We start from the raw sequence: 14,788 nt of genomic DNA on the forward strand, positions 1-14,788 counted from the left end.
TTACTCAAAAAGCGGATTACACGGATTTAAAAATTCAACCCCGACCCATCGGGGCCGGATTCAGGGTTAAAAAGTTGAAAGTTGGAAAGTTGGAAAAACACGGATTGCACAGATTACTCAAAAAGCGGATTACACGGATTTAAAAATTCAACCCCGACCCATCGGGGCCGGATTCAAGGTTAAAAAGTTGAAAGTTGGAAAGTTGGAAGGTTTGAAAGTTGCAAAGGTTCAAAGTTCCGGATTCAAAATTCAAAGTTGAAAAGTTTACCATTTACTCCCCCCTCGGGGTTAAAAAAATTCAAAATTCAAAGTTAAGAGTTTGAAAGTTCCCCCTTCGGGAGTTAGGGGGCCTTTTTAATATAAAAACCCAAATAACCAAAGCGGGATTTTATTACCGGAGCCATATTCAATAGTATCGGCTACCACATAGCTATTTTTCAAATGTTCGATTTGTTTCCCGGTTTTACTGCCTCCACCAATTTCGAAGGTATAGGTGCGGGCTACACGAAAATCTCCGTGGTCTGTATATTCTGTAAGATGCTTAAAAGACACCTGGTTTACAAAAAAAGTTTCACGAATATTTCCCCTATTGGTATTGTCTGGTGAAAATGCGTATTGTAAATTGGTGTTTTCCAGGAATATTTTATCCGGTTTCTGAAGTTGGGTTATTCCTTTGGCATCCCTGTAAATATTTTTAATAATATGAGCCTCCTGTAGGAAGAATAAATAACTAATTAAGGTATTTCGGTTGATCCCAATGCGCTCACTAAGTTTGCTTATGTTTGGCCTAAATGGAACCGATCCTGAAATAATATGCAAAAGTTGCTTGAGCTTGATCACATAAGCGATATCCACTTTTCTTAACAACGGTAATTCGATTTCCAATATCAAATTAATTACTTCCTCCAATCGTTGATAATACAGACTTGATTCTTCCTGAAAAAATGGATAATAACCACTTTCTAAGTAGGCATCAAAATGCTGCAAGGGTTTAATTCTGGAATTCAGGGATTGAGCTATTGTAAGGTGATTTGATACAATGTCATCAAGAGAAAATATCGGTAATTTTTCGTTTAATATTAAATTCAGATATTCCCGGTAGGATAAGCCCTGCATAGTATACACCACCGCCCTTCGACTTAAATCGGCCCGGGAATTTAAGATTTCCAGTAGGGATGAACCCGTAAAAACGATCTTTAGGTTTGGATAATCATCGTAAATATTTTTTAATTCCTGCGCCCAATTGGCATATTTATGGACCTCATCCAAAAAAAGATACTTCCCTCCTTGTTTGACAAAGCTATCCGTCAAATCGGTTAATTTATTTTCCGCAAACCAAATATTATCCAAACTTACATAGAGCGTCTCTTCATTCAGTGGCAAATTTTTCTTGATATACTGTAATATTAGGGTGGTCTTGCCCACCCCCCTTGCACCTTTCAACCCAATTAGTCGGGCATTCCATTCAATAGAGGTGATTTCGCTCCGCACAAAAGTGAGCGATGTTTCCTGGATTTTACGGTAGAATTTTTCCTGTAAATTATTCATTATTGCTGTCTATAGTAAGCAAAAATATTAAATAATTGCTTAACAGAGCAAGCAAAATCGTTTTAAAAAACGGATTGCGCAGGAAACGCGGACCCGTCAAAAAAAAGCCGGGCAGGTTGCACGGATTGAAAAGTTCAAAGTTCCGGATTCAAGGTTAAAAAGTTGAAAGTTCGAAGTTCAAAAGTTGGAAAGTTGGAAAAACACGGATTGCACGGATTACTAAAAAAGCGGAGCCACATTTGTTTCGGGGCATCGGGATGGTGTTGGAATGAATTCTGAATCCGGAATCCGGAATCCGGAATCCTGAACCCTATTTTTGCTCCCGATTTCTTGGGGGGTCAGAACATATTTTTTAGAAATGAATGCCGAACAGTGAAATCTGAGCCGGATGTCGGGAGTGAAATTTTGAATCTTGAATCTTGAATTTATTCCTATACCTGATGCCTTGGAAGTGAAAGAGGAACGATATACGTTTATTTAAACAAATCACTATGGGTGCCGGTACGTTCAAGGTAAATTTCCTTTTTGGTATCATCCTGTTTCCAGATCAAGAGCCAGTCCGGTTTGATATGACATTCCCAACGGCCCTTGTAGTTGCCGCTTAATTTATGGGATTTAATAGTGCAGGTACCTTTCCTTTTTCCCGTAACGATCTAATTGCCGATTCCAGTAAAGGGATTTCATAGTTCCTTTTTTTACAACGCTTAGCGTCCTTTTTGAATTGACCGGTAAATTGGACCGCATAATCCATTTAAGAAAACAATTTTTCCATTAAATCTTCGTGGCTTTTGGTCTTGGTTAAACCTATGCCTTGGTTTGTTTCCTCAATAGTTTTCAAAGTCAGTGCATTGGGAATTTTCTCTTTTTGCTTCGCTTTTGTAACCGGTTCCACAATCTCAATACCTTTTTGACTTTCCGAATAAAGTTCTATAAGTTTTAATAAGACTTTTCCCGCCTTCGTGCGTTCGTCTATTTTAATGGTTACCATAACTGTTTGATTTATAATGTAAATATACGGAATTAGTATTGAGAAATGAGAACTGGGTTTTGAGTGAAAAAATAGGAAGTTTAATGTTCAACGTTCGAAAGGTTAATGGTTTGGGAAAACACGGATTGCGCGGATTACTAAAAAAGCGGATTACACGGGTTGAAAAATTCAATGTTCCGGATTTAAGGTTAAAAAACTCAAAGTTTGAAAGTTGGAAAGTTTGAAAGGTTCAAAGTTCCGGATTCAAGGTTAAAAAGTTGGAAAGTTGGAAAGTTGGAAGGTTCAAGATGCCTTTATGGACAACATATAGGAAACGGATTGACTTCGTCTTTCCAGACAAAGCTCCATTTTGAGAATGTAAACCGTATCAAACCTTGCGGTTTGATGATTTTTTTAATTATAAAACACCCATTCAAGCAAGCTTGAGGGTATTTTATAATTAAAAAAATCCGCAGCTTTCGCTGCGGATTTTCTATTCTACTGTGACCTCGGCTGGATTCAAACCTAATTTGCGCGCCTTAGGAATAGAGGGATTACAACGATATAAATCATTGAGGTAACCTTTTAGGTTACTTTAATTTTGAACTTATATATGCTTAATTGATTTCTATTACTATAAAAATACATGTTATTTGATTTACTACATAATTTTAAAGATAGATTATATTGCAAAATCCGTTTAGCCAATTCTTTAATAGGTGTGCAAAATCAATTTGACGAGAGGAGTTTACGATAAAGAGGAACTATCCAAATTTGGCAAAACCCTATTATTCCTGGCTCTTCAGAAGGGTCAAAATTCTAGTGTATCCGAATTTGAGACCTTTAACTTTATTTTAACTCAAAAACAAAGCTATTTTTTCTTTTCAATACCTCTATAGATCTGAGTTAACATCTCATCCTTTACAATAGTGCTAGTTGAGGAGCACTACGTTTTGATTTGAAAATAAGATTAGTATTGTTTTTAGATGTCTTAAGTCAGCTTTTTAGTCCTAGTATCCAGTCATTACTTTGAAGAAAATGGTGCCAAATATGTTCCTCTCCTGGATAAAAACGGTGCAAACGGGCGAGTTTAATTGGCGCAGGACATTCAACGAAGCAAGTGAGCACGGTTCCGAGCTCTCTCGCCAGATTCAAACCTAAATTGCAAGTTTTATTAATACAAGGGTTCCAACGAATTAAATAATTGAGGTAATCTTTTCGGTTACTTTAATTTTGAACTTATATATGTTTAATTGATTTCTATTACTATAAAAACATTGTTGTCCGGTAAACATTTTTATTAAAGTTGAAACTGCACTTTTTGTGAATATTGGAAATTTCTACCCAAAAATGAGACTATCTCACTATTAAATTTCCAGATATACTGCTTTCATTCTTTTAGTGCCAACGTGCTACTTGAGTAGGAGCGCAAAATCTAAATGCATATTTTTACCTGACACTAATGAAATTTAATAAAAGTTTTGAAAATATTAAAGATTTTATTTTGTTTAAGTAAGGTTTCTTTCAAGACTGTTGACTATCCAGTTTTTTTATATTATTGGCCATAGATTTAATTTATTATTTATGATTAATAATTGTTAAAATTTATGATTAATAATTGTTAAAATTTATGATTAATATTAATGATTATTATAATATATTTGTTACACCAAAAGTAAAAATTTTATATCTAGAACTTTACTATTGCTTAATGATTTTAATAATTACTATTCCCTTTATAATAAACCTTAATCCCCAAAAGAGGGAATTTCAGGGCTTTTTTGTCAAAAAAGTGAATAGCTTTTCTAATCATCTCCGGGTAGTTTTACGAAGTTATACTTCTAGGTCGAGGATTTAGTCTTTATTATTGAAAGCCAATAAGTAAGATTTTTCCTTTTGTAATTGAGATAATCTATAATTACCCTTATGAAAATATTGGCATCTTTATTTGTTAAGTCAGGAAAAATGACCTCAATTTAATTGGGTTTTTTTATCCTATATGGAATGTTTTCATTGCAAGCTCAAACGCAAACGGAAACCTTTGCAACTGGCTCCTATATTGTTAATATGGGAGTCACACCCCTAACCGGTAGAAATGGACTTAAACCTTATGGCTTAATCTACGATCTGTTAAAGAATTATAAAGTGCCTAATGAATGGGTAATAAAAACCGGTAAATCTCAGGATGGTGTCGGTTTTACCTATAATGGTGTGGACTATAAAGGCGGACCATTCATTATAGGTGCAGAATATCGTACAAATGCTGTTAATACAGCAATCTCGTCCTGGCAGTCACTTGGTGTTGTTGGAATAACTACAACTACTCCTGTTACGGTTCCTGTTTACCCGACTTTTTTGAATACCCCTAAGTGGACCATGGATTTACAGAATGGTAAGATTGCAGTATCTTTTTTTAGCTATGCGGGTATTCCTGCATCGGCATTCGGCGAAGCAAGTACATTCTGGAAAACACCTGCGCAACTTGATTGCTGCGATGATATTTTTGTAATGCCTCCTACCTACTCGGTATGTGCAACGCACGGCCATCTATTGGAACGGAATAGTTATAAAAGTAATGGAGGAGCCATCCTTGGTATCCCAAATAAAGGATGCAGTGAATTTACAACCCATGACAATTTAAAAATATTTATTTAATTATTATATCAATCATGAGAAAAACAAATAATAGACCAAAAGTGATCTTTGTTTTCCTGATATTATTCGGTTTTATTTTTTCAAGGTCCAATGCCCAGCAGGTTAGCAGCAGTGGTTGTGTGGTTGCCGGTTTTGGCATTGACGCCGGTCTGTATTCTGGAGTCGTTGAGTATGGCGCAGGAACTGAGCCAATAAGCCCACGCAGTAATGACTGGTTTTTAGGGGCTGCAGGAAGGGGTATTATTGACGAATCAAATCCTTTAACAATTGAAACGTTGCTGAAATTGCCTGATACAAATCCTCTCTATGAAAGGCGTCAGAAGTATGACCTTGTAAGTATAGTTGACAATCAAATTTTAATTGATGGTGTTTTTGCCCGTGATTATTTTGGAGGAACGGGATTTCAGGATGCCACTACATTTCTAACGGCCAGTAAAAACGGTGAAGACCCTGCAATATGGGATCCGGGAGAAATGAATGTTTTGGGTAAAAATGACATTATTGATGCAGGTGGGCATATGTTTCGCGATGGACTTGATATCAATGGTAATTTATGGTTTGTCGGGCTTTTTAATATGGCCGAACCAGGCGGTACAGCCTATATGGATTTTGAGTTTTATGTGGATAATGTGCAATACACACCAGGCAGTGGTTTCACCTCTGGCGGGCCACAATTGGGACATACGGCCTATAATTTTGCTATTGATGGAAGTATCACCAAAATTGGCGATTTTATTTTTAGTGTAGCTTTATCAGGTCAAACAACAACTGTTGAAACACGTTTATGGGTTAGTCGTGCCGATTGGGTAAGGCTTTTTGGAGAAACAGGGGGCTTTACTCCTACTTTTCAATGGGCAGGTACCTTTGATGGCGCCTTTAATGGGTCACCATATGGATATGCAGGTATAATTCCTTTAGTATCTCAACCAGTACAGATATGCGGCTATATAAACAGTGATTTACAAACGCCATTGGCACCACCCTGGGGAACCAGAGGAACTAAAACCAATACCTGGAGTGATAAGTACATTCCATATTCCCTAGCTGAAGTAGGGATTAATCTTACGGCAATGGGTATGGATCACTCATCACTATCTGGCGTAGATCCTTGTTATTTTCCGCTAAATACATTCATAGTAAAAACTCGTGCATCAGCATCATTTACCGCCCAGTTAAAAGACTTTTCAGGTCCTTACTCCTGGGGGCAGCCTACGGTTTCAGTTCATAGTGAGCCATCGTCAATTTCTTGTGAAAACGAAACAGCCACCGTTACAGCAGTACCAATGCGTGAGGATGTCAGTTATTTTTGGGAAACAATTGATGGCAACATCATTTCTGGACAGGGTACCGGAGAAATAACCGTTAACCAGCCTGGTACTTATAAACTTACAGTAACCTTACCCACCAATTGCCCGGTACAATCGGTTGAGACAGTGGTGGGATATGACACTACAAAACCATTCTTCGACGGGCCACCTACCTATAGCTACACCGTGCCTTGCAATGTTAACGATGGTACATTAACGGTATCCGCCAGTGGCGCAACAAAACCTTATACATTTTCTTTGTATAAAGATAATGTGTTTCAAAGCAGCTTTACGGCTGATATTTCAGCTTCATCCCACACCTTTACCGGCCTCACTACCGGAAATTACCGTGTGGATGTTAAAGGGGTGTATGCCTGTATTGAAACTACCGGCCCTGTTAGTATTCCGGCTCGTATTCCGGTGGTTATCGATGAAACCATTACCAATGTTGCTTGCTTCGGCGATAATACCGGCGCCATCAATTTGACTGTTTCAGGAGGAAACTCTCCGCTTACCTATCTATGGAACACCGGCAATACCAGCCAAAACCTGCTCAACATTGGGGCTGGCAGTTATACTATATATGTTACCGACTCCGATAATTGTGTTACCGAAGAAACTTTCGTGGTTACCCAACCCACACAAATTACAGCAACTATTGCTAAAACCGATGACCCCGGCAACGCCGGCAATGGCGCTGCAACCGTTACGGCTTCCGGCGGAACGCCCGGTTATACTTATTTGTGGTCGAAAACCGGTGACCCCACTTTTGTTTTTCAACCAAATGCAACTGAAGTGCAAGTTACCAACCTAAGTTATGGCGAATACACAGTAAAGGTAACCGATGCAAACGGATGCTTTATAAATGTTACGGTGTTTATCTACCAAAAAGAAATTTGTAATGACGGCATCGACAACGACGGCGATGGGCTGAATAACTGCGATGATTCGGATTGTATTCCGGTCACACCAGGAAGCATAACTCCAGATACTGCCATACCCTGTGTGGGTGACCAGGTCATCTATACCGTACCTATAAATGCGAATTATGACAGCTATGAGTGGACCGTTCCTTCCAACGCTACAATAAATAGCGGACAAGGAACCAATTCAATCACAATTACCTGGACTACCACAGCAGGAGGACAAATTTGTGTGCAAGGCAAAAAATACGATTGCCTGAGTGCTCCTGTTTGTATCCAAGTTGTTGTTGATAATGTACCGCCACCTACAACAAACATTAAAATTGACTAAAAAATACATTTTAATGACTGGCTTCAACCTTAATAGCATAAAAATGATAAATTCACACATAAACCTATGTCTGTTTTTAACTAAACCATCCAAAAGCAAAAAGTTGCTCTTGCTGACATTGGCATTAGTGTGGAGCTTTATTTCTGCTCAACTGGCAACAGCTCAAGTAACCAGCACTACCTACAACACAACTACAACCTGGACAGTACCTGCAGGCGTTACCACCGTGCAGGTGGAAGCCTGGGGTGGAGGTGGTAGTGGAGGCGGTGTAGCAACTGCTGCATTTGATGGAGGTGCCGGTGGAGCGGGCGGTGGTGCTTATGCTCGCAGCTTGATTTCCGTTGTGCCTGGGCAAACCTATACCATTACAGTGGGGGCAGGTAGTTCGACAATCGCAGCGGGAGGAAGTTCTTGGTTTATAAATAGTACCACCATTTTAGCGGTTGGAGGTAATAGTTCAGCTGTGGCAAATGATAGTCAAACCGGTGCCTCTGGAGGTGCAGCTGCCTCGAGTATTGGAAGTGTAGTCTACTCCGGAGGAAATGGAGCTAACGGAACTTCTGGAACTGGTGGCTACGGTGGGGGCGCTGGATCTTCGGCAGGTAATGCATCTACTGGTATTAATGGCTCGTTTAGTAATGGAGGTATAGCGACCTTAGGTCAAAATGGAGGTAATGGTGGTAATGGAGCAATTGCACTTGGATCAGGCATTAACGGGGTTGTTCCAGGTGGTGGTGGTGGTGGTGCATATAGACCAGGGACTGGTGGTTCGCAAAACAGAAGCACTGGTGCGAATGGACGTATTATCATTACATACGGTTGCGTTAGCCCATTAAGTGCCACAGTTACAGTTTCTAACATCAGTTGCAACGGACTTATCGATGGTAGCATAGTAGTAAGCAATCCATCAGGTGGAGCCGGTACCTATCAATACCGTTTAAATAGCGGAACATGGCAATCCAGCGGCAGCTTTGCAGGTCTGGGAGCTGGAACATATAATGTACAGATGCGTGATGCGGCCAATCCTTTTTGTGAGATCAGCCTTGGTAACCGAACAATCACCAATCCCCCAGCACTTTCGGCTACGGTAAGCAAAACAGATATAAATTGCTTTGGTGCCAACAACGGTGCCATTACCGTAAACAACCCTTTAGGTGGCAACGGGACCTATCAGGTTTCCATCAACGGCACCAATTGGTTTGCCGTTTCTACAGGCACGCCCTACACTTTTACAAACCTCAGCCCCAATACCTATTCGGTTCAAATTAGAGATGCGGCTTTTCCAAGCTGCGTGGTGTCGCTGGGCAATCAAACCATCATCCAACCCGCGGTGCTGAATGCATCAGTTGCTAAAACTAATATCTCGTGTTTTGAAGACAATGATGGCACAATAAAAGTAAGCTTCCCAAGTGGAGGCGGTGGTACTTACCAGGTTTCCATAGACAATATCTCTTGGTCACCAATAACCTCAGGCGGTTCCTACACTTTTAGCAACCTTGCACCAAATACTTACACCGTGCGCATCCGCGATGCGGCTGTCACTACCTGCGTTGTTGTATTGGGCAATCAGACTATCACTCAACCTCCTGCGCTTACAGCCAATGCGGTTGGGACCCAACCTTCCTGCTTTGCAGGTGGCAGCATAGACTTGACTGTCGAAGGGGGTACTGCTCCCTATACTTATAACTGGTCTGACCTTTCTGGAGCCAATAACCCTCAAGACCGCTCAGGTCTTGACCCCGGGACTTATTCTGTAACCGTTACCGATGCCAATGGATGCCAAATTTCGGCAAGCTCAATAACATTGATAGCTGCCACCAATTGTGATGGTATTTTCGTTTGCCGCGAAGAAATTAGCACCGTCAGTGTTGATGCAATCCCAGGAGCTACCGGATATTCCTGGACGTTACCTTTTGGAGCAATCCCCTCGTCAGGAACCATTATTCAAACCACCCCACTGGTAATTGTTGAAACCACCCTGCCAACCATAGATGTAAATTGGTCGAGTGTGGACATTGGCAAATACAATGTTTGCGTGGAGCCCACCAACGATTGTGGACCCGGAACAGAGCAATGCCGTGAGATATTTGTTAATGAGGTAATTCTCGACATCACCCCCAATGACATCCTTTGCCGGGATGCCGCAGACGGGTCGATATTTTTACAAGTTACGCAAGGGATTGGGCCTTTCACTTTTGCCTGGACCAAGGTTGGTGATCCAGGTTATACTGCCAGTGTTCAGAATCCGGAAGGGCTGACACCAGGTACTTACAATGTAACAGTAACCGACAGCAAAGGATGCGTGAAAACAGCCTCTGCCACCATTACAGAGCCGGTAAGTAGTATTGCAGTTACAGCTGCAACTATCGTGAATGAAGACCCTTTTGGTGCGTCCAATGGCTCTATTGATATAACCGTTTCAGGAGGCAGCCCCGGCTATACCTACGCCTGGACGGGTCCAAACGGATTTACGGCTAGTACCGAAGATATTTCGGTACTGGTGGGTGGTACCTATGTGGTTGCCATCACCGATGCCAATGGTTGTACCCTGATACAATCCTACACGGTACAACGTATTGGAGGCCCATTGGAAATCAGCTCCCTCACCAAAACCGATGTGCTTTGTTTTGGCCAAAGCACCGGCACCATTAGCCTTGAGGTTATTGGAGGTTTAGGAACCTACACATACATCTGGGTAGCGCTTTCAGGTGGCCCGGTTCCCGCAGGACAGGAAAACAATCAAGACCTTACAGATCTTCCCGCCGGCGAGTATCAGGTTACAGTAAGCGATGGCACTAACCCTGATGTAATACAAAGTATAACAGTCAATCAGCCAGCAGCGGCGCTTAATGCCAGTGCAGTAGCCACAGACATCTTGTGTTTCGGCGCCAACAACGGCAGCATTGACCTTACCGTCACTGGTGGCACAGCACCTTACACTTATTTGTGGAACAATGGTTCGGCCGCCCAGAACCTTATTAATATTGGGCCCGGCACCTATAATGTTACCATTACCGATGCTAATGGTTGTACAACCACGGCTTCGGCGACAGTAACCCAGCCGCCGGCACTCGTGATTAGCGGTGACGTTACCAACGCTTCGTGCAATATTGTTAATTCGGGCGCCATTAACCTGAGCGTTTCCGGAGGAACACCCGGATATACCTATGCCTGGTCGAACGGCGCCACGACGGAGGATATTTCTTCTTTGTCACCTGGTGTTTACACAGTGGTCGTAACTGATGCTAATGGTTGCGAGCAGACTGCATCTTTCACCGTCAGAAATCTTTGTTTGGATGTAACCAAAACCCTGCTTGGCGGTCCTACCAATAACGGCAACGGTACATACACCCTTACCTACCAGGTTGCAATGCAAAATACCGGAAATACTGCCCTGCAAAGTGTGCAGGTGGTGGAAGACCTTGCAGCAACTTATTCCACTTTTAGCGGTGTGAGTATCAGCAGTGCTAAATTTACGTTAAATGGAAGTTACACAGGTATTGCGCCCAATACCAACCTGCTGTCAACTGGACAAACACTCGTCCCTGGAGAGCAAGGACTTATCAATATCACTCTTACGGTCACTCCTGGCACATTCAACAACCCTTACACCAATACCGTTGATGCCAGTGCTCAAGATGCCAATGGTTTAACAGTATCAGATACCGATACAGAAGCCGTTACATTTATTGAAAATCCAATCATCGGTGTTGCCAAAGCACTTACTGCTGGGCCAAGCATTCTGCCCGATGGAAGTTATAATCTCAGCTTTACCCTCACAGTGCGTAACTATGGCGATGTGCCATTGAATAACGTACAGGTGACTGACAATTTGGATGCTGCATTTGGTGCAGGAACCTACTCTGTTACAGCCTTATCTGCCAGCGCTGGATTCACTGTAAATGGCAGCTTCAACGGAAGTTCAGATCAAAACCTGCTTTCGGCCAGCACAGCAATGGCTATCAATGAGATACGTACCATTGTCATCAGTTTGAATGTAACACCAACCACGGCCGGTCCGTTCGCCAATCAGGCTTCAGGAACCGCCACAGGACCTGGAGGAACTTCAACCACAGATGTATCGCAAAATGGTCTTAATCCTGATCCCGACAATGATGGTAATCCGGGAAATAACAATGTTGTTACACCAGCAACCTTCCCCGAAAATCCTGAAATAGGACTTGCCAAAAGGCTGGTGGGTACTCCAATCAACAATAATGATGGAACCTACACAGTCAATTATGAGTTCAATGTAAAAAATACCGGCGATGTCATCTTATATAATGTACAGGTAACCGATAATCTGACCACCACTTTCAGTGGAGCACCTGTTGTAGTTAAAAGTATCAACAGCACAGGCTTTACTGTAAATGATCTATACACCGGTACTGGCATTAACAACCTGCTCTCAGAAACCGGAAATACCCTGGCAGTAGGAGAAACAAAAATAATTACGCTTTCAGTGGATGTGGCACCTACGGGCTTTGCCAATCCGCCGCCTCCAGTCGTTTATAATAACAGTGCCACTTCAGCCGGTACCAGTGCCTTTGGTACAACCGTAAACGATATCTCACACAATGGAATAGATGTAGATCCTGAAAATGATGGTACCGGCAACAACAGTGACCCCACACCGGTAACCTTTGCCGAAAATCCTAAGATGGGGCTTGCTAAAGCGGTTTCATCAACAATGAATAACAATGATGGCACCTATGATGTAACTTACACCATTTATGTAAAGAACTATGGCGATGTGCCATTGAACAATGTGCAGGTAACCGACAATCTCACCACCACATTTACAGGCGCTACTAGCTACACAGTTAAGAGCATCAGCGCATCCGGAACCCTCGCTGCCAATACGGTAGGTGATTTTAACACCACCAATAACCTCTTACTTGCTGCTTCAAGTACAGTAGCCTATAACACAACCCAAACCATTACCTTGGTGGTACGCGTTACCCCGGGTACCAAGTTGGGTATTTACAACAACTCCGCTACCGGTACAGCCATAGGACCAGGCGAAACTTCTGTAACCGATGTTTCTCAAAACGGTATTAACCCTGATCCGGGCGGGGGCAATAACCCTGGAAACTTCAGCCAGCCGACGCCGGTAAGCTTTAGCGAAAACCCAGCAATAGCAGTCACCAAGACAATCGTGGGCAGCGTTTCAAAAAGTGGAGACAATTACACCCTTACCTACCAGATAAAGGTAGAAAATATGGGTGATGTGCCACTCTATAACCTGCAACTTAACGATGACCTTGCAACGGCATTTGCCGATGCATCGGGTTACGTGGTTAATTCTACTACCATCTCCACACAACCTAGTACTGCACTAGTTCGAAACACGAATTACAATGGTGGTACCAATCCCGAATTGCTTGATGGAAACGGCACCTTGCTGTTTGGCGAGTTTGCAGTGATACAAATTCAGGTAACTGTAACAGCCATTTCAGGTACCAACCCCGGTGGTCCCTATATAAATGAAGTGGCATCCTTGGCTAACAGTCCGGCTGGACGTTTTCTTATTGACTTGGATGATGTAGCGGTTACTTTATTCGAAAATCCAGCTATTCAACTTACAAAAACCGTTGAAAGCGTTGTTGATAATGGCGATGGAACCAATCGCGTTACCTTTAAATTGCTTATTGAAAATACAGGGGATGTAAATCTGTATGATTTAAAAATTTACGACGATATAGTAACTCAGTTTGCCGCATTTAACCCAACCAATTTTGCTGCATCCGAGGGACTGTCGCTCGCTGTGAATCCTTTATGGAATGGTACTGCCACCTCTAATATTTTGGATGTTGACCAGTATTTTGATCCGGAAGTGACCGATCCGTACTATGTATTTATTTCGTTTGATGTTACGCCGGGCTTCACTGCTTCGCAAGTCAATATCGCCACTGCATCAGGTACCGGCCCGCTTGGCGGCATAGCGACAGGCTCCGATACAGAGACAGTGAATTTCCTTACGCCTGCTATTAGCCTTGATAAGCAAATTACATCCGGCAGTCCTTACAATGCTGTCGGGGAACTGATAAATTATTCATTTGTCATCACCAATACGGGTGGCGTTACCCTTCCTGGTCCGTTTACCATCAATGATGATAAAATTGGCCTGTTAACCAATTGTGCCAATGGTCCGCTAGCTGTTGGAGCTACCATAACCTGCACGGCAAGCTATACCGTTACTTCTGGTGACCTGACTGCAGGCAGCGTGACCAATACGGCTACCGCCAGTACCACTTATGCCGGTTTAACGGTAACCAGTAATCAGGATCAGGCAACGGCAGAAGCCGGTGCTGCAGATATAGGGGTTGTCAAAACAGTTAATAATTCAACACCATTGGTGGGTTCACAGGTAACCTTTACCATTGTTGTAACCAATTATGGACCAGCTCCGGCCAGAGATGTGGTGGTTGTGGATCAATTACCGAATGGTTATACTTATGTAGGCCATAATACTGCAACAGGAACTTATAATAATACATCACCATATCAATGGACTATTGGCGATATGCCATTAAACGGTACAGCCACGCTTTCCATTATAGCCACTGTGAATGAGCCTGGCCCTGGAATATTCTATACCAACACTGCTTCCAAAGTTCCAGGAGAACAGGTGGATTTAGTGTCAGGAAATAATTCGGATGACGCTACGGTTGTGCCACAGCAGGCGGATCTTGCGATAGCCAAGACGGTTGACGACGCCACCCCGAATGTGGGCGACGTGGTGACCTTCACCCTTACGGTAACCAACCTTGGAACTGATAACGCCACGGGCGTATCGGTAGAAGATGTTGTACCGGCAGGTTACGGCACGATCACCAATATCAGTGGTGGCGGCACCTTAACAGGCAGCACCATTACCTGGAGCGGATTGAGTGTTACAACAGCAACGCCATTGGAACTGACCTTCCAGGCGACTGTATTGGCACCGACCGGCGCAGCTGGTGAGTACCTGAATACAGCTACCATCACCGATAGCGACCAGTACGATCCTGATACGGGCAACAATACAGATGACCAGTTAGTAACGCCACAGCAG

6 protein-coding genes are annotated in these 14,788 nt (G+C 42.6%); 3 read left to right on the top strand and 3 right to left on the bottom strand.

Annotated elements, in window-relative coordinates; all coding sequences use genetic code 11:
• Positions 1-354: 354 nt before the first annotated feature.
• The 3 genes from ACKGJN_RS16105 to ACKGJN_RS16115 form a co-directional block, all read right to left on the bottom strand.
• Positions 355-1,548, bottom strand: coding sequence for an ATP-binding protein (locus ACKGJN_RS16105; protein ID WP_409540589.1), 1,194 nt, complete (start codon positions 1,546-1,548; stop codon positions 355-357).
• 473 nt (positions 1,549-2,021) lie between these two features.
• The gene (locus tag ACKGJN_RS16110; protein WP_409540593.1) at positions 2,022-2,201 is read right to left on the bottom strand and encodes a type II toxin-antitoxin system YafQ family toxin; all 180 of its coding nucleotides are present in this window, start codon (positions 2,199-2,201) and stop codon (positions 2,022-2,024) included.
• A gap of 98 nt (positions 2,202-2,299) precedes the next feature.
• On the bottom strand, positions 2,300-2,536 hold the full coding sequence (locus ACKGJN_RS16115) for a hypothetical protein (RefSeq protein ID WP_409540590.1): 237 nt from the start codon (positions 2,534-2,536) through the stop codon (positions 2,300-2,302).
• A gap of 2,046 nt (positions 2,537-4,582) precedes the next feature.
• Between ACKGJN_RS16115 and ACKGJN_RS16120 the strand changes: the two genes are divergently transcribed.
• The 3 genes from ACKGJN_RS16120 to ACKGJN_RS16130 all read left to right on the top strand — a co-directional run.
• Entirely contained in the window at positions 4,583-5,170 is a 588-nt protein-coding gene (locus ACKGJN_RS16120) for a hypothetical protein (RefSeq protein WP_409540591.1), read from the top strand.
• A 14-nt stretch (positions 5,171-5,184) separates the two neighbouring features.
• Positions 5,185-7,731, top strand: coding sequence for a hypothetical protein (locus ACKGJN_RS16125; RefSeq protein WP_409540592.1), 2,547 nt, complete (start codon positions 5,185-5,187; stop codon positions 7,729-7,731).
• A gap of 43 nt (positions 7,732-7,774) precedes the next feature.
• Positions 7,775-14,788 (top strand): DUF7507 domain-containing protein (locus ACKGJN_RS16130; protein WP_458250433.1); only part of this gene is annotated, 7,014 nt, incomplete at its 3' end.

Origin of the sequence: Gillisia xinjiangensis, from assembly GCF_046298265.1 — a bacterium.
GTDB lineage: Bacteria > Bacteroidota > Bacteroidia > Flavobacteriales > Flavobacteriaceae > Gillisia > Gillisia xinjiangensis.